The following is a 19,736-nucleotide window of genomic DNA, read 5'->3' on the forward strand; positions in this document are numbered from 1 at the left end:
CGTCCTGAGGGCGCATCTGAGTGTGACAAACCGCTCGGTAGGTGGAACGATGGTCCCACCATCCCGTGCGGATCAGGGACGAGATGGTCATCCGGCAGGGCTCTCGAGCATCACCGACTCGATCTGAGCCCCGCCGGATGTCCTGATCCGTTCTCAGGCGCGGAGTGCCGGCGCGATCTCCTCGGCGACGATGCGCAGGATCCGCTCGTGGGCGGCCACGTCCCCGTTCGCGGGCAGGGTGATCACGAGCTCGTCCGTCGCGGTGACGGCGGGGTCGGCGAGCAGCGCGTCGACGATGGCGGCCGGCTCGCCGGACAGCACCTTGCTGAACCGGAACGGCGGACCGGAGAGCGGTCGACCCTCGTCGTCCATGCCCGAGGAGTACCCGGTCAGGAACTCCTCGTGGACCGCGCGGTCGTGGTCGTCGAGCAGCGGCACGACGATGCGGCCCACCGCGACCTTCGACGTGCGGCCGGTCCCGCCGTGCAGCTCGGTGAACCGCTCCCGGTACGCGGCGATCTGGTCGGCCTGCGCCTGGGCGAAGGGTGCACCGGTGTCCTCGGTGTTCAGGGTCGAGCAGTGCAGGAGCAGCCCCTTCTCGGCCGTGCGCACCGCCGTGCCCATGCTGCCGCCGCCCCACCAGACGCGGTCGCGCAGGCCGGCGCTGAGCGGCTGCAGGGTCAGGTCCGCACCGGCCGGGATGCTCTCGTAGCCAGAGCCCGCGCTGCCGAGTGCGTCGCCGTCGAGCACCTCGAGCAGTCGGGCAGCCCGGGCCTCGGCTTCGTCGCGGAACGAGCGGTCCACGGAGCCGAACACCGGGTCGAGGATCGGCCCGTACCCGGCGATGCCCGTGCTGATGCCGAGCTGCACCCGCCCGCCGCTCAGCAGGTCGACCGTGCTGGCGTCCTCGGCGAGGCGCACCGGGTCCTCGTAGCGCATGCCGAGCACCGCGGTGCCGAACGCGATGGTGCTCGTGCGCTGGGCCGCGGCGGCGAAGAACGTCATCGGGCTCGTCAGGAAGGGTTCGAAGTGTCGGCCACGGACCCACCCCGTGCCGTAGCCGAGGGTCTCGGCCGTCTCGAACAGCCGCAGACCGTCCTGCAGGGCGCTTGCCGCACCCGCAGTGCCGCCGTGGTTCGGGACGAAGGTGAGGAAGCCGAGTTCGCGCATGACGCGAGTCTATGCGCGCGTATGGAGCCGGGCCTCCCGGTCGTCCGTACCGACCACCTCGTCACCGCAGCCTGGGAGGATGGGGACATGACCGACGTCACCACCGTGCCCCCGCTCGTCGCCGCGATCCCGGCGGCGGTGGACGGCGTCGTCGACGCCGACGAGGTCTACGAGGCCTTCGCGGCCTGGGCCGAGGAAGGCGGCCGGCCGCTGTACCCGGCACAGGACGAAGCGGTCATCGAGCTCGTCTCCGGCGCGAACGTCGTGCTGAGCACCCCGACCGGCACCGGCAAGTCGCTCGTCGCGGCCGGCGCGCACTTCGCCGCGCTCGCCGAGGGCAAGCGGAGCTACTACACGGCACCGATCAAGGCGCTCGTCTCCGAGAAGTTCTTCCAGCTCGTCGAGCTGTTCGGCGCGCAGAACGTCGGCATGGTCACCGGCGACTCCAGCGTGAACGGCGACGCCCCGATCGTCTGCTGCACGGCCGAGATCCTGGCGAACCTCGCCCTGCGCGAAGGACCCGACGCCGACGTCGACGTCGTGGTGATGGACGAGTTCCACTTCTACGGCGACCCCGACCGCGGCTGGGCCTGGCAGGTGCCGCTGCTCGTGCTCGAACGTGCGCAGTTCCTGCTGATGTCGGCCACCCTCGGGGACGTCACCACCATCGCCGACGACCTGTCCCGACGCACCGGCCGACCCACCGCCCGCGTGACCGGGGTCAGCCGACCGGTGCCGCTCGCGTACGAGTACGTGATGACGCCCGTGCAGGAGACCGTCGAACGGCTGCTGGAGGAGGGCAAGGCGCCGATCTACATCGTGCACTTCGCCCAGGCGGCTGCGCTCGAACGGGCGCAGTCGCTCATGTCGGCGAAGGTCGCTGATCGGGCGCGTCGGGACCAGATCGCGGAAGCGATCGCGGGCTTCCGCTTCAGCGCCGGCTTCGGGCAGACCCTGTCCCGTCTGATCCGCGCCGGCATCGGCGTGCACCACGCCGGCATGCTGCCCAAGTACCGACGGCTCGTCGAGCAGCTCGCACAGCGCGGACTGCTGCCCGTCATCTGCGGCACCGACACCCTGGGCGTCGGCATCAACGTGCCGATCCGCTCCGTGCTGTTCACCGGGCTGACGAAGTTCGACGGCACGAAGATGCGGCAGCTGTCCGCACGCGAGTTCCACCAGATCGCCGGCCGTGCCGGACGCGCCGGGTACGACACCGAGGGTGACGTCGTCGCCGAAGCCCCCGAGCACGACATCGAGAACGCCCGTGCGGTCGCCAAGGCCGGGGACGACCAGAAGAAGAAGAGCAAGATCAAGCGGAAGAAGGCACCGGAGGGGTTCGTGTCCTGGGGGCAGGCATCGTTCGACCGGCTCATCGGTGCCGAACCGGAACCCATGGTGTCGCGCATGCGCATCACGCACGCGATGGTGCTGTCGGTGGTGGCCCGCGGCGGTTCGGCGTTCGACGAGGTGCGCTCGCTGGTGTTCGACAACCACGAACCGCGCGCCCGCCAGCTCGCGATGGCCCGGCGTGCGCTCGTCATCGCCCGGACCCTCATCAACGCGCAGGTCATCGAGCGGGTGCCGGGGCCTCCGGTCTCCTACCGGCTCACCGTCGACCTGCAATCGAACTTCGCCCTCAACCAGCCCCTGTCCCCGTTCGCGCTCGCCGCGTTCGAGCTGCTCGATCCTGCTTCTCCGACCTACGCGCTGGACATGGTCTCGATCGTCGAGGCGACACTGGACGACCCGCGAGCGATCCTGTCGCAGCAGCAGTTCAAGGAGCGCGGCGAAGAGGTCGCCCGCATGAAGCGCGAGGGCATCGAGTACGAGGAGCGCATGGAGCTGCTCGAGGAGGTCACCTGGCCTCGCCCGCTGTCCGAGCTGTTGGAGGCGGCGTACGAGACGTACGCGGCGGAACAGCCCTGGGTCCTCGACTTCCAGCTCTCGCCCAAGGCCGTCGTCCGTGACATGTACGAGCGCGCGATGACCTTCGGCGACTTCGTGCGGTTCTACCAGCTCACCCGGTCCGAGGGGCTCGTACTCCGGTACCTGTCCGACGCCTACCGGACCATGCGGCAGACCATCACCGAGGAACAGCGGAACCAGGAGCTCGACGACCTGATCGAGTGGCTCGGCGAGGTCGTCCGGCAGACCGACTCCTCGCTCGTCGACGAGTGGGAGGCGCTGCTCAACGGCGACGTGCTGCTCGCCCTCGCCGAAGAGCAGGAGATCGCGCCGCCGCAGCCGGCACGGCTCACCGGCAACGTGCGGGCCTTCACCGTGCTCGTGCGGAACGCACTGTTCCAGCGGGTGCTGCTCGCCGCGCGCGACGACGTCGACGGACTCGGGGCGCTCGACGCCGCAGCCGGTTTCGACGGTGACGCGTGGGACGCGGTGCTCGAGGAGTACTACGAGGAGCACGACACCATCGGCACCGATGCCGAGGCGCGGTCGATGTCCTACCTGGTGCTCGACCAGGCGGGGGCGACGGGTGCCGGGGCGACGGGTGTGGGGGCGTCCGGCTCTGGGGCTGCAGGCTCGGCGCGTGTGTGGCGTGCCCGGCAGATCTTCGCGGACCCGTCAGGCGACAAGGACTTCGGGTTCTCGGCGACGATCGACCTCGACGCCTCGGACGAAGCCGGTGAGGCCGTGGTCCGGGTCACCGAGATCGGTCGGTTCGACGGGTGGGCCGACGTGGACGTGGACTGATGCCGGCCGGTGCTGGTTCGTTCGTCGTGCGAGCGCTCGGTGCGGACGACGTCGACGCGCTGCAGGTGCTGCTCGAGACCGTGCCGGACTACGCCGAGCGGATCACCGGGTACCCGCCGGGTCCGTCCGACGGGTTGAGCGCACTCGTGTCGGTGCCGGACGGCTTCGACCCGGCGGGCAAGCACGGGATCGGGCTGTGGGACGGCGACTCGCTCGTGGCGTTCGCGGACGTGCTGCTCGGCTACCCAGCGCCGACCACGGCGTACATCGGGCTGCTCGTCGTCCGTGGCGATCGGCAGGGTTCCGGCCTCGGACGGGTCCTGCACGAGGCCGTCGTGTCCCTGGCGGCCGACGCCCGCGCCGACCGACTTCGACTGGGGATCGTGGCGACGAACGCGGTCGGTGCCGAGCCGTTCTGGCGGGCGCTCGGGTACGCACCGACGGGGGAGCAGAAGCCGTACCGGTACGACGGGCTCGAGAGCACGGTGGCGCTGTGGGATCGGGCGGTCTGATCCTCGTGGGTCAGGGGTGGACCAGGGCTGGTCAGGGGTGGACCAGGCCCTTCGCCACCAGGCTCCGGGCCGCCGCCACGATCGCCTCGTGCGGATCACGAGGGGTCCAGCCGAGCACGGTGCGGGCTCGCTCGTTCGAGGTGCGCTTGGCGTAGCCGAGGTCGGGCACCATCGCACGGAACTGCGGCTGGGTCTCGGCCGCGGTCCGTACGACGTCGTCGGGCAGCGTCTGCGTCGGGACTGCCCGGGCGTCGTCACCGAGGTGCTCGCGCAGGGTGGCGGCGATCTCGGCCATCTCGAGCGCCGGGCCGTTCGACAAGAGGAACCGCTTGCCCGCTGCATCCGGGGCGGTCGTCGCGGTGACGTGCGCCGCGGCGACGTCACGCACGTCGACGATGGGGATGAACAGCCGCGGGGTCGCGGGCATCGCTCCGGAGAGCATGGACTGCAGGATGTGGTTCGCGCCCGACACCGCGTGCCCCATCGCTGGACCCATCACCGCGACCGGCATCGTCGTGACGAGCTCCGGCGCACCGGGCTCGGACGCGACGAAGTCCCACGCGGCGCGTTCGGCGAGGGTCTTGCTCTTCCCGTAGGCGTCGACTCCGGGCCCGTCGAGCACCGTCCAGTCGGCCTCGGTGAACACGTGGTCGGAGTGCGGGTGGCCCCAGCTGACCGCGTGGAAGGCTGAGGTCAGCACGACGCGATCGACTCCGGCCGCGTGTGCGGCGCGCAGCACCCGCAGCGTCCCCTCCACCGCCGGACGGATCACGGTGTCCTCGTCCTCGACGTGGCCGGGCATCACCGGCGAGGCGACGTGGTGCACGACGTGGATGTCCGCGACCGCCTGAGCCCATCCGTCATCGGACGTCAGGTCAGCGGCGACGAACTCCAGCCGGTCGTCAGCGCTCAGGCCGGCTTCGGCGAGGACCGCACGGACCGCGGGTTCCCGGTCGAGGGACCGGATCGTGGTGCGGACGCGGTGCCCGGCGTCGAGCAGCTGCAGGATCAGGTGGCCGGCGATGAAGCCGGAGCCGCCGGTGACCAGGACGTGATCGGTGTTCTCCATGCGCCCAGCATCGTCTCGGGGTCGGATGCGGACCAGTGCCTCGGTGTTCCTGGGTCTCCGAGACCCAGGCTGACCGAGCTCGTCGGTCAGAAGAGCGTGGCCGGCGGGGTCGCCTGGGGCAGTGCGGACGGCTCGGTGACCTCGACGCCGGGCCAGCCCGGACCGTGCGGCACGTCGGTGTGGTTCTGGTACGCGGTGGCGGCACCACGGGCGCGGACGTCGGCGGCCTCGTTCATCTCGTGGCCGACGTGCCCGCGGACCCACTCGAACGTGACCTTGCGGCCCTGCAGTTCGGCGTCGAGCTCCTTGATGATCTCGACGTTCATGACCGGCTTGCCGTCGGCCTTGCGCCAGTTCTTCCGCTTCCACCCAGCGAGCCACTCGGTGCAGGCCTTGATGGCGTACTGGCTGTCGCACAGGATGTGCAGCGGCTCGCCGGTGTCCTTCGTCGCGCGGAGCAACTGCAGGACGGCCGTGAGTTCGCCGATGTTGTTCGTTGCCCGGGGCCAGCCACCGGCGGCCCAGCGGTCGTCGTCGACGTACCAGGCCCAGCCAGCGGGGCCGGGGTTGCCGAGGGCTGAGCCGTCTGCTGCGGCGACGATCGTCACGAGGGGACCTCCTGGTCGGGGCTGGTGCCCGTCGAGCGTAACGGACGGTCGAGTGCCGTCCGCGCCGAGGTCAGCGGCGTGCGGGATCGAGGTTCAGCGTGCTGCCCTCGAGCAACCAGTCGTCGGCGCGGGTCTCCATGTACGGGTTGAGCCACTGCACCTCGGCCGGCGTGATGCCGAACCGCTGAGCGACCGTGGTCAGCTCGTCGCCGTGCGCCACCAGGTAGTCGGCCGGTCGTCCGTCGGCGTCCGTGACGATGCCGTACGCCCCCGGTCGGTCCTTGCCCACGGTGATGCGCAAGTCCGGGTAGGGGTTCGGGATCTTCCAGTCCAGAGCACCGACGGCCAGCACCGATCCGACCCACGGGCGTTTCGACGGGTCTTCGTCCGGCACTGAGGCGGGGACGAGGACGACGCTGCGCAAGTAGTCCGGTCGTGCACCGGCGTCGTTCATGACCACGGTCTTCGGCGGCCCGGAGGCGGCGGTCCACTCGGTCGTGTCCCGCGCCGAGGCGTCACCGCCATCGAGCGGGCTGGCGGTCCGGTGCCGGAACTGCAGGCTCATCTGCTGCGGGTTGGTCGTGCGGTAGCCGGACAACTGTGCGTCGAAGGTGCCCTGGTCGTTCGCGACGATCCGAACGTGGATGCTCGTGTCACCGCTCGGAGAGGTGACGTCGGTCTCCGCCGCGACCGTGCCGGTGGGCAGGACCTGCTCGACCTCGTCCGGGTCGCCGCCGATCTGTTCGGTCATGAGCGTCGGGTCGGGGATCGGCTCCGCCGTCCGCTCGGCAGCTTGTCTGGTTGGCTTCGGCAAGGGGTCGTCCCCGCCGAACGCCGTGCAGCCCGTGAGCAGCAACCCCACCAGTGCGGTGCCGCCGGCCACTGCGCTCGCCGCGGTCCGCGCTCGTGTTCGTCGTCGTCGTTCGATCTCCCCCACGGCAGCGAGCGTATCGCCGGGGCCGGGCGCGTTCGACCGCCGTGACCGAACTGGTACTCGGGGCACACGGACTACCGTCCGGGTCATGATCGACAGCATCCCGGAGACGCCGGATCCCGACTCGACCGACACTGCGTACAGCCCGTCGAGCGAGCGGGAGACCGAGGCGTCGCAGACCGACCAGCGCAGCGACGCCGAACTCGAGGCGGACGGCATCGACACGTCCAAGATCACCGCCGCACCGGGAACGGGAGGCGCGGACGACGCCGGCGACGTGGAACCCGCACCGGGCGATCTGCACCTGCCGTGGCAGTCGGAGGAGGACCGCCGGGGCTAGCGCGCCACGCGGTCGAGTTCGCGGACGAGTTCCTCGCCGTCGCGGACGTCCCAGAAGGCGAACAGCTGCGGTCCGAACAGCCCGTCGAGTCCGGTGTTCGCGTAGATCTTGGCGGTCGCTCCGCCGGCGAAGAACGCCGCCACTCCGCTCGGATCGCCGGTGTTCCACTCCACCGAACAGTGTCGTCGGCCGCTGGTCCAGGTGATGGTGCGATCGGTGCGTCCCACCGGAACCTCGCGGGTGGTGTTCGGCGTGATGATCAGTGCGCGGCGGTCGGTGACGGCGTACACGGTCGTGCGCTTGCGGTGTGCCTTCACGAAGAAGCGGCCGACCACCAGGTGCACGCCGACGATCGAGAACACGATCGGGATGATCGCTCCCACGCCGAGGTACCCGTTCCGCACGACGTCGAGGACCGCGAACGCGACGAAGCCGGTCCACAGCAGGGAGAACGGGATGAGGAAGCCGTCCCGCCCCGTGAAGAGCTTCGCCGGGTCGCTCGTGCCGGCCCAGTACAGGTGCTCGTCGGGCCCGAGGTGCTCGCGGGCGGTCTGCTGAGGATCGTTCACCCCGAAGAACCTACGCCGTCACGCGAGCACCACGTCACGACGGCGCTACCGTCACGACACCGAGTCGGGGTGCGAGCCCGTCCGCTGCCCGGACTCGAGCGTGGCGATCGCCGCGAGCTCGTCGTCGCTGAGCACGAAGCCGTCGACGTCGAGGTTCGACCGGATCCGCGACGGCGTCACCGACTTCGGCAGCACCACGACCCCCTGCTGCACGTTCCACCGGACGAGGATCTGCGCGACGCTCACCCCGTGTGCGTCAGCGATGCCGGTGAGGATCGGTTCGTCGATCAGCCGACCGCGACCGAGCGGCGACCAGGCTCCGGTGACGATGTCGTGCTGCTGGTGGAACTCCATGAGCTCGCGCTGCGGGAGCCACGGGTGCCGCTCGACCTGGTTGAGCACCGGCGCCTCACCGGTTTCGTCGACGAGCCGCTGCAGGTGCGGCACCTGGAAGTTCGAGACCCCGATGCTCCGCGCCCGGCCGGAGTCGCGCAGCTCGACGAGCGCGCGCCAGGTGTCGACGTAGCGGTCGTTCGCCGCGGCCGGCCAGTGGATCAGGTAGAGGTCGACCGCGTCGAGCCCCAGCCGCTCGAGGCTGCCGTCGAACGCACGCAGGGTCGCGTCGCGCCCCTGGTGGTCGTTCCACACCTTGGTCGTCACGAAGACGTCGTCACGGTCGAGCCCGGAGGCCCGGATCGCGTTCCCGACGCCGGTCTCGTTGCCGTACATCTCGGCCGTGTCGACGTGCCGGTAGCCGGCGTCGAACGCGAGACCGACCGCCGTCTCGGCCTCGGTGTCGTCGACCTTGTAGACGCCGAACCCGATCGCGGGGATCGCGGCGCCGTCACGCAGGGGAAGTGAACTGACCATGCACCCATCCTGCCGGTGCGTGGCGGGCGCGCGCCGGGCCTCCCGGCCATCTGTGGAGAACGCGACCCGTCTGCCGGACGCACGTTCCTTCCCACACCGGCCGCGATCGCAAACGCAAACGGGCGTACCTGGTCAGAACTTTCGACCAGGTACGCCCGATTCGACCAGGTACGCCGCCGAAAGCCCGCGCCGCGCCCGCCCCCCCCCCCCCCGCTCAGGTCGGCAGGACCACCGGCTCGGTGTCGGGGATGGGGCTGGCGTCACGGCCGCGCAGGTCGGGCAGCCAGCGCTTCGCCCCGAGCGCGACGACGACGCCCACCCCGGCCATGACCGCACCGACCGTGAAGCCGCCCACCGGGCCACTGCTGTCGATCAGGAAGCCGGCGACCGCGGAACCGCCCGCTGCGCCGATGAGCTGGCCGGTGCCCATCCAGCCGTAGGCCTCGGCGGTGTCGGAGAACTTCACGGTGGCGGAGACCGAACCGAACATCACCGCGAGTGCCGGCGCGATGCCGATGCCCGCGATCACGAGGGCGATGCAGAGCCACCAGAAGTTCGTGCCGCCCAGGGCGAGCGCGAGACCGACGAAGACGATCGCCATGCGCGTCCACAGGGTGTTGGGGGAGATCGGACGGTGGCCGAAGGCCAGGCCACCGAACAGGGACCCGACCGCGAAGACGGCCAAGACGATGCCGGCGTTCGGGCTGCCCTCGCCGAAGACGCTGGTGACGCTGGCCTCGACCGCCGCGCACGCCCCGATGAGCAGCAGACCGGTCAGGGTGGCGACGACGACCGACGGCCGCTTCAGCACCACGCCGAACGCGCGCTTCGAGCGGGGGATGCGGACGCGACCGAGCTCGGGGGAGGCGATGAACCAGATGCCGCCGACCACCAGGAAGACCATGGCGACGACGATCGCCTCGACTGTGCCGACCTGGGTCGCGACGAAGGTGGTGATGACCGGGCCGGCGACCCAGATCAGTTCTTGGGCGCTGGCGTCGAGCGAGAACAAGGGGGTGAGCTGCGACGAGGTCACCATCTTGGGGTAGATGGTGCGGACCGCCGGCTGCACGGGCGGGACCGCGAGGCCGCCGAGGAACCCGACCACCACGTAGCCCCAGAGCGGCATGAGCACGAAGCCGATGACCCCCATGCTCACGAGCGCGACGATGCTCGTCAGGATGAGGACGGGGCGCATGCCCCAGCTGCCCATCCAGCGGCTGGTGAGTGGGCCCGCCAGCGCCTGCCCGACACTCGTCGTCGCGAGCACCAGGCCGGCGGCGCCGTAGGAGTGGAAGACGTGTTCGACGTGCAGCAGGTAGGCCAGCGAGAGCATCCCGAACGGGAAGCGCGCGGTGAGCTGTGCAGCGATGACACGACCCACGCCGGGGGTCTTCAGGAGGGGGCCGTACGTGCTCACGAGACGAGTGTACGGACCGGACGGATCGGGGTGTCACCCGTCCGGGGGAGGTGTGGAGGAGGTCCTCGTCGACACCGTTCTCAGACACGCCGACGGGAGGTGTCGAGAACTTCCGTCCACAGCTTGTGGAGAGTGTCGGTGGTGGGTGCGAGAGTGGCGGAAAACCGGGCCTCCGGGAATCCACAGTCTGTGGATCGGGTTGTGGAAACTACAGGCGTGTAACACTTTCTCTTGTGGTCGACGGGTCCGCCGGGCACAACATGTAGTAGCGTCGTCCTCAGCACCGCACACGAACTTCGGACCTGGAATCAGGCCCAGAAACCAGGGGAGAACATGGCCGTCACCGTCTACACCAAGCCGTCCTGCGTCCAGTGCACAGCGACGTACCGGGCCCTCGACAACAAGGGCATCGAGTACGAAGTGCACGACGTCTCCACCGACGAGGCAGCCCTCGAGCACGTCAAGAGCCTGGGCTACATGCAGGCCCCCGTCGTCGTCACGGACGACGACCACTGGTCGGGCTTCCGCCCCGACAAGATCGCGACGCTCAGCGCCGAACTGGCGTAGTCGCCTCCCGTCCTGTGGACGGTCACCCCGGACCCGCTCAGGAGGCCCGGATCACCGCCCACAGGACACCCCCGGTCCGTCTGTCCGCACCTTCCACCGAGGAGCGCGCCATGAGCCGATTGGTCTACTTCTCGAGCGTGTCCGGGTACACCGCGCGCTTCGTCGAGAAGCTCGGCCGCGACGCGGACCGGATCCCGCTCTACCCGAGCGAACCCTTCCTCCACGTGGACGAGCCCTACGTCCTGTTCCTGCCCACCTACGGTGGCGGCAACGGCGAGGGTGCGGTCCCCAAGCAGGTCATCAAGTTCCTCAACGACGCGCACAACCGCTCGCTCATCCGCGGTGTGGTCGTCGGCGGCAACACGAACTTCGGCGAGGCCTACGGCCTGGCCGGGGACGTCATCGCGCGGAAGTGCAACGTCCCCCTTCTCTACAGATTCGAACTCTTCGGGACCCCTGACGACGTGTCGGCGGTCAACACAGGATTGGATGCATTTTGGACGCAGCAGTTGCAGACGTCGATCTGACGTCGCCGCAGACGGGGATGGACTACCACTCCCTCAACGCGATGCTCAACCTCTACGACGCGGACGGGAACATCCAGTTCGACAAGGATCGTGAGGCCGCCAAGCAGTTCTTCCTGCAGCACGTCAACCAGAACACCGTCTTCTTCCACAACCTGAAGGAGCGGCTCGACTACCTGGTCGAGAACGAGTACTACGAAAAAGCCACGATCGACATGTACTCGCTGGACTTCATCCAGCGACTCAACGACCTGGCGTACTCGAAGAAGTTCCGGTTCCAGACGTTCCTCGGCGCGTTCAAGTACTACACGAGCTACACGCTCAAGACATTCGACGGCAAGCGCTACCTCGAGCGCTTCGAGGACCGCGTCGTCATGACCGCCCTCGGCCTGGCACAGGGCAACGAGCAGCTCGCCATCGACCTGGTCGAAGAGATCGTCGCCGGCCGCTTCCAGCCCGCCACCCCGACGTTCCTCAACACGGCGAAGGCCCAGCGCGGCGAGCTCGTCTCCTGCTTCCTGCTGCGCATCGAAGACAACATGGAGTCGATCTCGCGCGGGATCAACTCCTCCCTGCAGCTCTCGAAGCGCGGCGGCGGCGTGGCCCTGCTCCTCTCCAACATCCGCGAGGCCGGCGCCCCGATCAAGCAGATCGAGAACCAGTCCTCGGGCATCATCCCCGTGATGAAGCTGCTGGAAGACTCCTTCTCCTACGCGAACCAGCTCGGTGCGCGTCAGGGTGCCGGCGCGGTCTACCTCAGCGCCCACCACCCGGACATCATGAAGTTCCTCGACACCAAGCGCGAGAACGCCGACGAGAAGATCCGCATCAAGACGCTGTCCCTCGGCGTCGTCGTGCCGGACATCACGTTCGAGCTCGCGAAGAACAACGAGGACATGTACCTGTTCTCGCCGTACGACGTCGAGAAGGTCTACGGCGTCCCGTTCGGCGACGTCCCGATCTCCGAGAACTACCGCGCGATGGTCGACGACTCGCGCATCAAGAAGACGAAGATCAAGGCGCGTGACTTCTTCACGACCATCGCCGAGATCCAGTTCGAGTCCGGCTACCCGTACATCGTGTTCGAGGACACGGTGAACAAGGCCAACCCGATCAAGGGTCGGATCAACATGTCCAACCTGTGCTCGGAGATCCTGCAGGTCAACACCCCGACGACCTTCAACGAGGACCTGTCCTACAAGGAGATCGGCAAGGACATCTCCTGCAACCTCGGGTCGCTGAACATCGCGCTGACGATGGACTCGCCGGACTTCGGCAAGACCATCGAGACCGCGATCCGTGGCCTGACGTCCGTGTCGCAGATGTCGCACATCGCCTCGGTGCGTTCCGTCGAGGACGGCAACGACAAGTCGCACGCCATCGGCCTCGGCCAGATGAACCTGCACGGCTACCTCGCTCGGGAGCGCGTCTACTACGGCTCCGAAGAGGGCATCGACTTCACGAACATCTACTTCTACACGGTGCTGTTCCACGCCCTGCGCGCCTCGAACAACATCGCCATCGAGACCGGCGAGACCTTCGACGGGTTCCGCGACTCGAAGTACGCGTCGGGTGAGTTCTTCGACAAGTACACCGACCAGGCGTGGACCCCCGCGACCGCTCGTGTCGCCTCGCTGTTCGACAACGCGAACATCACCATCCCGACGCAGGACGACTGGAGGGCGCTGAAGGCGTCCGTCCAGGAGCACGGCATCTACAACCAGAACCTGCAGGCCGTCCCGCCGACCGGTTCGATCTCGTACATCAACCACTCGACGTCGTCGATCCACCCGATCGCGTCGAAGATCGAGATCCGCAAGGAAGGCAAGCTCGGCCGCGTCTACTACCCGGCGCCGTTCATGACGAACGACAACCTGGACTACTACCAGGACGCGTACGAGATCGGTGCCGAGAAGATCATCGACACGTACGCCGCGGCGACGCAGCACGTGGACCAGGGCCTGTCCCTGACGCTGTTCTTCAAGGACACCGCCACCACGCGTGACATCAACAAGGCCCAGATCTACGCATGGCGCAAGGGCATCAAGACGATCTACTACATCCGTCTGCGCCAGCTCGCCCTCGAGGGCACCGAGGTCGAGGGCTGCGTCAGCTGCATGCTGTAGAGCTGCCGCTCTCTTCCTGGAGGCGCGGGGCGGGCCCCGCCCCGCGCCTCCAGTCCGTCATCAGATCACCATCTCGAATCCGGAAGACAATCCCATGACCCTCACCGACCCGGTCCACGCCACGGGCAAGTCCATCCCGCTGATCAGCGCGGTCAGTGCCATCAACTGGAACCGCATCCAGGACGACAAGGACGTCGAGGTCTGGAACCGGCTGGTCAACAACTTCTGGCTGCCCGAGAAGGTGCCGCTGTCGAACGACGTGCAGTCGTGGAACACGCTGACGCCGGCAGAGCAGCAGCTCACCATGCGGGTCTTCACCGGCCTGACGCTGCTCGACACCATCCAGGGCACCGTCGGCGCGATCAGCCTGATCCCCGACGCGATCACCCCCCACGAAGAAGCCGTCTACACGAACATCGCGTTCATGGAATCGGTCCACGCGAAGAGCTACTCGTCGATCTTCTCGACCCTGGCGTCGACGCCCGAGATCGACGACGCCTTCCGCTGGTCCACCGAGAACGTGAACCTGCAGAAGAAGGCCCAGATCGTCCTCGACTACTACACCGGTGACGACCCCCTGAAGCGCAAGGTCGCCTCGACGCTGCTCGAGTCGTTCCTGTTCTACTCCGGCTTCTACCTGCCGATGTACTGGTCGTCCCGCGCCAAGCTCACCAACACCGCCGACCTGATCCGCCTGATCATCCGCGACGAAGCCGTCCACGGGTACTACATCGGGTACAAGTTCCAGAAGGGCCTCGAAGGCGCTTCCGAAGAGCGCAAGCAGGAGATCAAGGACTACACGTTCAACCTGCTCTTCGAGCTGTACGAGAACGAGGTGCAGTACACGCAGGACCTCTACGACCAGGTCGGGCTGACCGAGGACGTCAAGAAGTTCCTGCACTACAACGCCAACAAGGCGCTGATGAACCTGGGCTACGAGCCGATGTTCCCCAAGGAGACGACGGACGTGAACCCGGCGATCCTGTCGGCCCTGTCGCCGAACGCGGACGAGAACCACGACTTCTTCTCGGGATCCGGGTCGTCGTACGTCATCGGCAAGGCGGAGAAGACTGAGGACGAGGACTGGGACTTCTGATCTTGGTCTGACTCGTGGGGACGCCCCGCTGGCTTCGGCTGGCGGGGCGTTTCTGTGTCCGTATATCGTCCCGTCAACGAAATGGGACTGCTGCAGGTTCGGTTGACTCCTGACAGGTAGGGGCGTTGGCTCCTGCTGGAAGGATGTGCGCCATGGTGAAGGCGTATCCGGAAGAGTTCCGCCGTGATGTGATCGCGGTCGCCCGGAAGGGCGAGACGTCGGTGCGGCAGGTCGCGAAGGACTTCGGCGTGTCCGAGTCTTGCCTGGCCCGCTGGTTGCGGCTCGCGGACCGCGACGACGGCACCAGTGTCGCAGCGTCGCCGTCGGCGAAAGCGATTGAGCAAGCCGACCTGCGGGAAGCGCAAAAGCGGATCCGGCTGCTCGAGCAGGAGAACGAGATCCTCCGCCGGGCGGCCGCGTACTTCGCCCAGTCGCAACTCCCAAAATGATCTACCCGCTGGTCCTCGAACTCGCCGCCGACCGGATCCCGGTCGCGGTGGCCTGCCGGGTGCTGGGCTTCTCGAAGCAGGCGTTCTATCGGTGGCGCGCCGACCCGGTTTCTCAGCGGGACTGGGAGGATGCGCACCTCACCAACGCAGCGATCGATGCGCATCGGGACGATCCGACGTTCGGGTACCGGTTCATCGCCGATGACCTTCATGCTGCCGGCCATCGAGCATCGGAACGGCGGGTGTGGCGGTTGTGCTCGCAGCAGCGGCTCTGGTCGCTGCACGCGAAGAAGCGTGGCCTGAATCGCAAGGCTGGGCCGCCGGTGCACGACGACCGGGTCCGACGAGCGTTCACGGCGCCAGACCTGGACCGGCTGTGGCTGACGGACATCACCGAGCACCCGACAGGTGAGGGCAAGCTCTACCTCTGTGCGGTGAAGGACGCCTGCTCCCGCCGGATCGTGGGTTACTCGATCAGTGACCGGATGCGGTCCTCGCTTGCCGTCGCGGCCCTGCAGATGGCGGTACATCGCCGGAACCCAGCCGGGACGGTTGTCCACTCAGATCGAGGGAGCCAGGCCGTATTCAACCGGTCGTCGCAACACCTGATACCGGAGGTGTTCGATGCGGGTTCGAGATCGTCAGCGACAAGTCCAGGCGTATCGGGGGCAGATTCCGTCGCCGGGCAGACCGGCGGTGGCGTGGCGGGAGGATCGGGTCGCGTTCTGGGCTGCGATCGCGGCGGGTGTGAAGACGCGAGAGGCCGGTGTCGCCGCGGGCGTGTCCGAGCCCGTCGCGCATCGATGGTTCCGGCACGCTGGCGGCGTGAACCCCAACCTCGCTCCGACGCTGTCAGGAAGGTATCTGTCGTCGCACGAGCGTGAGGACATCGCGTTGATGCGTGCGCGCGGTGACGGCGTGCGCGAGATCGCGGCCAGCCTTGGCCGTGCGCCGTCGACGATCTCCCGCGAGCTGCGACGAAACGCATCAACACGCACCTACCGGCTGAACTACAAGGCCTCGACGGCGCAGTGGCACGCGGAACGTCGAGCGCGCCGACCGAAGGTGGCGAAGCTACGCACGAACCAGCGGCTTCGCGACTATGTCGCCGATAAGCTCAGCGGCCGCCTCCACGACAGTGCTGGGAACCGGATCGGTCCGGAAGGACCGGCGTGGGACGGGAAGAACAAGCCGCACCGCGAGGACCGAGAGTGGGTTGCTGCGTGGAGTCCGCAGCAGATCGCGAGACGACTCCCGGTCGAGTTCCCGTACGACCCGTCCATGCGGATCTCGCACGAAGCGATCTACCAAGCCCTCTACATCCCTGATCGAGGCGGCCTGACGAGGGAGCAGTCGTGGCATCTGCGGCGCGGGCGGACGAAGCGCAAACCTCGAGCACGGACCCGGATGCAGGCGTGGGCGCACGTCACGGCCAGCACGACGCTGAAGCAGCGGCCCGCGGAAGCGGACGGCCGTGACGTCGCTGGGCACTGGGAAAGGGACCTCATCATCGGGCTCAAGCGATCCGCGATCGGAACGCTGATCGATCGGAGCACACGGTTCGCGATGCTGGTGCACCTGCCGAGACAGGTCGGCTACGGGCTCATACCGCCGCGGAAGAACGGGCCGGCCTTGGCTGGCTACGGGGCTGTGACCATGAAGAACGCGCTCGTCGCCACTTTCGACGCACTGCCCGCATCATTGCGTCGCTCGTTGACCTGGGACCGCGGGAAAGAGATGTCCGCGCACACACTTCTGACCGCACAGATCGGGATGCCGGTCTACTTCGCCGACGCGAAGAGCCCCTGGCAGCGCGGCAGCAACGAGCACCTCAACGGTCTGCTGCGGCAGTACTTCCCGAAAGGCACCGACCTGTCTCGCTGGAGCGCTGCGGAAATCGCCGCCATTGCCGATGCGATCAACAACCGACCACGGGGCATCCTTGGCTGGCGCACTCCTGCTGAGGTCTTCGCCGACCAACTACGCTCGAGCCAACAAACCACTGTTGCGACGACCGGTTGAATACGGCCAGTTCCGTTCGAAGAAGTTCGTCCGCGCGCTCAGCGACGCCGGGCTGCTCGGATCGATGGGCCGAGTCGGCGCGTGCGCGGACAACGCGGCGATGGAATCGTTCTTCGCCCTGCTGCAGAAGAACGTCCTCAACCGGAAGCGATGGTCCACCCGGGAGGAACTCCGGCTGGCGATCATCACCTGGATCGAGGGCACCTACCACCGGAAACGACGCCAACGTGGTCTCGGGAAGTTGACCCCAATCGAGTACGAGACGATCATCAATCCACAGGTCGCACTCGCGGCCTAAACGAACGAGTCAACCAAACCTGCGGCAGTCCCCTATCGAAGCCCGAGTAGCCCCGCTACTCGCAGTGCTACTTACCCCGATATGAAGCCCGCAGCGTAGGCCTGGCGAGGGAAAGGAGACACCATGCAGATCACGGCAGTCGTTCTCATCGTTGTAGGGATCGGCTACCTAGTAATTTGGCTGGTCTTCGGCGTGCGCCGACTGTACTGGCGACAGCGGCCAGTACCAAGGCGGGCCAGCCTTGGGTCGGTGAACGCGGGCTAATGGCGCGCGTGAGCTTGCAGAGCAGTTTATAAGCGTGCATACTAGATGGGTGATGGTTCTCGATTCGTATGCTGCTCGGACGGTTCATGAGGCGGAGGCGGTGTTCTCGCGGTGGGCTGATCCTGAGGGCTGGCCGGAGTGGGATGCGGAGGTTCGGGATGTGACGTTCGCCGGGCCAGCGAGGATCGGTGCGCGGGGGCGGATGCGTCCGGCCTCCGGCCCTGCCGCGTCGTTCTCGGTGACGGCGTTCGAGCCTGGCCGGGTGTTCACGAACGCCTCATCTCTGCCGGGAGCGAAGCTCGTCTTCGAACACCTCGTCACCCCGGCATCGGACGGAGCATCGGTCGAGGTTGTCGTGCGCGTCGAGGGCCTGCTCGCGCCCCTGTGGAAGCGCGTTCTCGGACGCCGCCTGGGGAACGCCGCACGGTCGAGCGTCACCGGCCTGCTCGCACACTTGGACGCCGCATGAGTCGCGGCTGGCTCGGCGTCGTCTCCGCCGCGCATGTACGTCGCGGTGTCGAACTCGGCATCGCGCAGATCAACCACGGCAAACGCGCACCTCTGGCACGGATGCAGCCCGGCGACACCCTCGTCTACTATTCCCCAACACGGCAGCGAGGCGACCGCATCCCGTACCAGTGCTTCACCGCGATCGGCACCGTCGCCGACGATGACATCTGGCAGGCCAACGAGGGTGACTTCACTCCCTACCGGAGACGCATCGACTACCTCACGGCGACCCCCGTACCCCTCGCCGACCTCCGACCCCGCCTGCATCTGACCGGGGAACCAAACTGGGGCTACCAGCTTCGCTACGGACTCGTACCCCTCGACGCCCACGATGTGCAGATCATCAGAGAGGCGATGCGCGCATGACCGGTGCACTCGATACCGCCTACCCCGACCCGCAGGCCAGTACCGGGCTCATGCTGTGGCGTGTCACGAACTCGTGGCAGCGCACCATCCGGGCCGTACTCGCCCCGTTCGACCTGACCCATGTGCAGTTCGTGCTCCTGGCCGTGCTCACCTCTATGGATCGCGGGGCCCCGGTCACGCAGCGCGACCTCGCAGCACGCGCCGCGACCGACCCCATGATGACCTCACAAGTGCTCCGCGCCTTAGAGAGCAAGGGCCTGATCGAACGCCTCGCGCATCCGACCGATGGGAGAGCGCGAACCCTCGCCCCGACCCCCGCAGGAGTCAATCTCGTAAACCGCGCGAACGCCGCCGTCGAGCACGCAGACCACTCATACTTCGCTGGCCTCGGCGACGATGCCCCAAGCTTCACTCGCTCACTGGCAACCCTCGATGCAGAGAACGTCGAGCCAATGTAGGTGCAGCAGTATGACCGGGAGAAGCGTTGCCATGCCACTCGTGGCACACGCGCGCACCTCACGGCTCCCGGTCAATCAGTCGGCCTACGACTGCGTGACCGTCCTTCTCATGCGTGATGGCTCAGCATTCTTCGAGAGCGGAGAGCGACAACGGCCCATCAGCGTTGGAGACTGCGTGCCACGAACTCGCGTCCTCGCGCGACCGAGTCGGGCACCGTCTCGCCGGCGAGGATCTGGGCCTCCGCATCGAGGACATAGGTGTACGCGGCGTCCTTGACCCGTTCGAGGACTCCGCGGCGCTCGGCGAGGGGCATCGAGAGCGTCGAACGGGCCTTCTGCCGCTCGAGGAACGCCATGCCGGTGTCGAGCGGTGTCATCCCAGCCGGGATCTCGTCGTCGTGGATCGCTTCCATGGAGGCGAGTAGTGACTCGAGCTCCGCAACGAACGGCGCCAGCATGATCTTCGTCCCGTCAACGGTCGTGGTCCGCCGCGCAGTCAGGGCCTTGCCGGCGGACTCCCATTGCCTCGTTGCGTCATCCTCGCCGATCTGCGCCGTCAGGCGTGCAAGCAACTCCCGATTGCGGGGCCGGCTGGCGTCGTTGATGCCCTGCACCTCCATCCGGAGCCAGAACTCAGCGACGACGTCTCGTCGCAGAATCGCGACGCGGAGGGCCGCTCGCGTGATGACGCTGGCTTGCGCGTTCGAGGCAACGGCTGACAGCGCGTCCTCGATGGCGCGAGCGATCCGGTCGGAGGGGGCTTCCATGACTTCAACGTATCTAGTACCCATGACGCTCTTGCCCCGTCCCGAGACTGAACTGGCCGGGTGGCGTGCGCGATGTCACCGGGCT

The 19,736-nt window shown here is 67.6% G+C and carries 19 protein-coding genes and 2 pseudogenes; 13 read left to right on the forward strand and 8 right to left on the reverse strand.

What is annotated here, in order from left to right:
• Positions 1-153: 153 nt before the first annotated feature.
• The gene (locus ITJ69_RS14705) at positions 154-1,170 is read right to left on the reverse strand and encodes an LLM class flavin-dependent oxidoreductase (RefSeq protein ID WP_194673135.1); all 1,017 of its coding nucleotides are present in this window, start codon (positions 1,168-1,170) and stop codon (positions 154-156) included.
• Positions 1,171-1,257: 87 nt separating this feature from the next.
• On the opposite strand from ITJ69_RS14705, the gene ITJ69_RS14710 reads away from it, so the two are divergent.
• Both ITJ69_RS14710 and ITJ69_RS14715 read left to right on the forward strand, forming a co-directional pair.
• Positions 1,258-3,882: a DEAD/DEAH box helicase gene (locus ITJ69_RS14710; protein WP_194673136.1), complete on the forward strand. Its 2,625-nt coding sequence runs from the start codon at positions 1,258-1,260 to the stop codon at positions 3,880-3,882.
• Positions 3,882-4,394, forward strand: coding sequence for a GNAT family N-acetyltransferase (locus tag ITJ69_RS14715; protein ID WP_194673137.1), 513 nt, complete (start codon positions 3,882-3,884; stop codon positions 4,392-4,394). The genes ITJ69_RS14710 and ITJ69_RS14715 overlap by 1 nt, the downstream gene beginning before the upstream one ends.
• A gap of 31 nt (positions 4,395-4,425) precedes the next feature.
• On the opposite strand, the gene ITJ69_RS14720 is transcribed toward ITJ69_RS14715, so the two are convergent.
• The 3 genes from ITJ69_RS14720 to ITJ69_RS14730 all read right to left on the reverse strand — a co-directional run bounded on the left by ITJ69_RS14720 (position 4,426) and on the right by ITJ69_RS14730 (position 7,008).
• Positions 4,426-5,463 carry an NAD-dependent epimerase/dehydratase family protein gene (locus ITJ69_RS14720; RefSeq protein WP_194673138.1) on the reverse strand — a complete coding sequence of 346 codons (1,038 nt, stop codon included), beginning with the start codon at positions 5,461-5,463 and terminating at the stop codon, positions 4,426-4,428.
• A gap of 86 nt (positions 5,464-5,549) precedes the next feature.
• Positions 5,550-6,071 (reverse strand): ribonuclease H family protein, encoded by a 522-nt coding sequence (locus tag ITJ69_RS14725; protein ID WP_194673139.1) that lies wholly within the window; start codon positions 6,069-6,071, stop codon positions 5,550-5,552.
• 70 nt (positions 6,072-6,141) lie between these two features.
• Positions 6,142-7,008 (reverse strand): LysM peptidoglycan-binding domain-containing protein, encoded by an 867-nt coding sequence (locus ITJ69_RS14730; protein WP_194673140.1) that lies wholly within the window; start codon positions 7,006-7,008, stop codon positions 6,142-6,144.
• Between the two features lie 85 nt (positions 7,009-7,093).
• Here ITJ69_RS14730 and ITJ69_RS14735 point away from each other — a divergent pair, with 85 nt between their 5' ends.
• Positions 7,094-7,345: a hypothetical protein gene (locus ITJ69_RS14735; RefSeq protein ID WP_194673141.1), complete on the forward strand. Its 252-nt coding sequence runs from the start codon at positions 7,094-7,096 to the stop codon at positions 7,343-7,345.
• Here the strand turns inward: ITJ69_RS14735 and ITJ69_RS14740 are convergent.
• The 3 genes from ITJ69_RS14740 to ITJ69_RS14750 all read right to left on the reverse strand — a co-directional run bounded on the left by ITJ69_RS14740 (position 7,342) and on the right by ITJ69_RS14750 (position 10,204).
• Positions 7,342-7,914, reverse strand: a complete 573-nt coding sequence (locus ITJ69_RS14740) for a hypothetical protein (RefSeq protein WP_194673142.1) — start codon at positions 7,912-7,914, stop codon at positions 7,342-7,344. The genes ITJ69_RS14735 and ITJ69_RS14740 overlap by 4 nt on opposite strands.
• A gap of 51 nt (positions 7,915-7,965) precedes the next feature.
• The gene (locus ITJ69_RS14745) at positions 7,966-8,784 is read right to left on the reverse strand and encodes an aldo/keto reductase (RefSeq protein WP_194673143.1); all 819 of its coding nucleotides are present in this window, start codon (positions 8,782-8,784) and stop codon (positions 7,966-7,968) included.
• Between the two features lie 214 nt (positions 8,785-8,998).
• Complete coding sequence (locus ITJ69_RS14750; RefSeq protein WP_123673613.1) at positions 8,999-10,204, reverse strand: MFS transporter; 1,206 nt, start codon at positions 10,202-10,204, stop codon at positions 8,999-9,001.
• Between the two features lie 333 nt (positions 10,205-10,537).
• On the opposite strand from ITJ69_RS14750, the gene nrdH reads away from it, so the two are divergent.
• The 10 genes and pseudogenes from nrdH to ITJ69_RS14800 all read left to right on the forward strand — a co-directional run bounded on the left by nrdH (position 10,538) and on the right by ITJ69_RS14800 (position 18,884).
• Positions 10,538-10,771 (forward strand): glutaredoxin-like protein NrdH, encoded by a 234-nt coding sequence (gene nrdH, locus ITJ69_RS14755; protein WP_017886897.1) that lies wholly within the window; start codon positions 10,538-10,540, stop codon positions 10,769-10,771.
• Between the two features lie 110 nt (positions 10,772-10,881).
• Positions 10,882-11,298 carry a class Ib ribonucleoside-diphosphate reductase assembly flavoprotein NrdI gene (gene nrdI / locus ITJ69_RS14760; protein WP_194673144.1) on the forward strand — a complete coding sequence of 139 codons (417 nt, stop codon included), beginning with the start codon at positions 10,882-10,884 and terminating at the stop codon, positions 11,296-11,298.
• Between the two features lie 17 nt (positions 11,299-11,315).
• Positions 11,316-13,421, forward strand: a complete 2,106-nt coding sequence (nrdE, locus tag ITJ69_RS14765) for a class 1b ribonucleoside-diphosphate reductase subunit alpha (RefSeq protein ID WP_194673145.1) — start codon at positions 11,316-11,318, stop codon at positions 13,419-13,421.
• Between the two features lie 94 nt (positions 13,422-13,515).
• Positions 13,516-14,517 (forward strand): class 1b ribonucleoside-diphosphate reductase subunit beta, encoded by a 1,002-nt coding sequence (nrdF, locus tag ITJ69_RS14770; RefSeq protein ID WP_110892181.1) that lies wholly within the window; start codon positions 13,516-13,518, stop codon positions 14,515-14,517.
• Between the two features lie 152 nt (positions 14,518-14,669).
• Positions 14,670-15,544 (forward strand): annotated as a pseudogene (locus tag ITJ69_RS20520) (IS3 family transposase); the annotation flags it as partial.
• Between the two features lie 46 nt (positions 15,545-15,590).
• Positions 15,591-16,988, forward strand: a complete 1,398-nt coding sequence (locus ITJ69_RS14780; protein WP_194673147.1) for an IS30 family transposase — start codon at positions 15,591-15,593, stop codon at positions 16,986-16,988.
• A 7-nt stretch (positions 16,989-16,995) separates the two neighbouring features.
• A pseudogene (locus ITJ69_RS14785) lies at positions 16,996-17,286 on the forward strand (integrase core domain-containing protein); the annotation flags it as partial.
• A gap of 316 nt (positions 17,287-17,602) precedes the next feature.
• A complete protein-coding gene (locus ITJ69_RS14790) occupies positions 17,603-18,019 on the forward strand; it encodes an SRPBCC family protein (RefSeq protein WP_228505800.1) in 417 nt (138 codons plus the stop codon).
• Complete coding sequence (locus ITJ69_RS14795) at positions 18,016-18,426, forward strand: EVE domain-containing protein (protein ID WP_194673149.1); 411 nt, start codon at positions 18,016-18,018, stop codon at positions 18,424-18,426. Before ITJ69_RS14790 ends, ITJ69_RS14795 begins: the two co-directional genes overlap by 4 nt.
• On the forward strand, positions 18,423-18,884 hold the full coding sequence (locus tag ITJ69_RS14800; RefSeq protein WP_194673150.1) for a MarR family winged helix-turn-helix transcriptional regulator: 462 nt from the start codon (positions 18,423-18,425) through the stop codon (positions 18,882-18,884). The genes ITJ69_RS14795 and ITJ69_RS14800 overlap by 4 nt, the downstream gene beginning before the upstream one ends.
• 158 nt (positions 18,885-19,042) lie before the next feature.
• Here ITJ69_RS14800 and ITJ69_RS14805 read toward each other — a convergent pair whose 3' ends face one another.
• Complete coding sequence (locus tag ITJ69_RS14805) at positions 19,043-19,651, reverse strand: hypothetical protein (RefSeq protein WP_194673151.1); 609 nt, start codon at positions 19,649-19,651, stop codon at positions 19,043-19,045.
• Positions 19,652-19,736: the final 85 nt, after the last annotated feature.

This window comes from Curtobacterium sp. VKM Ac-2887 (assembly GCF_015350935.1).
In the GTDB taxonomy this organism is placed as follows: Bacteria; Actinomycetota; Actinomycetes; order Actinomycetales; family Microbacteriaceae; genus Curtobacterium.

Bases quoted from the DNA above. Each gene is read 5' to 3' on its own strand.
- nrdF (WP_110892181.1), top strand. From the start codon at position 13,516: ATGACCCTCACCGACCCGGTCCACGCCACGGGCAAGTCCATCCCGCTG.
- ITJ69_RS14735 (WP_194673141.1), top strand. From the start codon at position 7,094: ATGATCGACAGCATCCCGGAGACGCCGGATCCCGACTCGACCGACACT.
- ITJ69_RS14805 (WP_194673151.1), bottom strand. From the start codon at position 19,651: ATGGAAGCCCCCTCCGACCGGATCGCTCGCGCCATCGAGGACGCGCTG.
- nrdE (WP_194673145.1), top strand. From the start codon at position 11,316: ATGGACTACCACTCCCTCAACGCGATGCTCAACCTCTACGACGCGGAC.
- ITJ69_RS14800 (WP_194673150.1), top strand. From the start codon at position 18,423: ATGACCGGTGCACTCGATACCGCCTACCCCGACCCGCAGGCCAGTACC.
- nrdH (WP_017886897.1), top strand. From the start codon at position 10,538: ATGGCCGTCACCGTCTACACCAAGCCGTCCTGCGTCCAGTGCACAGCG.
- ITJ69_RS14705 (WP_194673135.1), bottom strand. From the start codon at position 1,170: ATGCGCGAACTCGGCTTCCTCACCTTCGTCCCGAACCACGGCGGCACT.
- ITJ69_RS14790 (WP_228505800.1), top strand. From the start codon at position 17,603: ATGGTTCTCGATTCGTATGCTGCTCGGACGGTTCATGAGGCGGAGGCG.
- ITJ69_RS14795 (WP_194673149.1), top strand. From the start codon at position 18,016: ATGAGTCGCGGCTGGCTCGGCGTCGTCTCCGCCGCGCATGTACGTCGC.
- ITJ69_RS14745 (WP_194673143.1), bottom strand. From the start codon at position 8,784: ATGGTCAGTTCACTTCCCCTGCGTGACGGCGCCGCGATCCCCGCGATC.
- ITJ69_RS14715 (WP_194673137.1), top strand. From the start codon at position 3,882: ATGCCGGCCGGTGCTGGTTCGTTCGTCGTGCGAGCGCTCGGTGCGGAC.
- ITJ69_RS14710 (WP_194673136.1), top strand. From the start codon at position 1,258: ATGACCGACGTCACCACCGTGCCCCCGCTCGTCGCCGCGATCCCGGCG.
- ITJ69_RS14780 (WP_194673147.1), top strand. From the start codon at position 15,591: ATGCGGGTTCGAGATCGTCAGCGACAAGTCCAGGCGTATCGGGGGCAG.
- ITJ69_RS14720 (WP_194673138.1), bottom strand. From the start codon at position 5,463: ATGGAGAACACCGATCACGTCCTGGTCACCGGCGGCTCCGGCTTCATC.
- nrdI (WP_194673144.1), top strand. From the start codon at position 10,882: ATGAGCCGATTGGTCTACTTCTCGAGCGTGTCCGGGTACACCGCGCGC.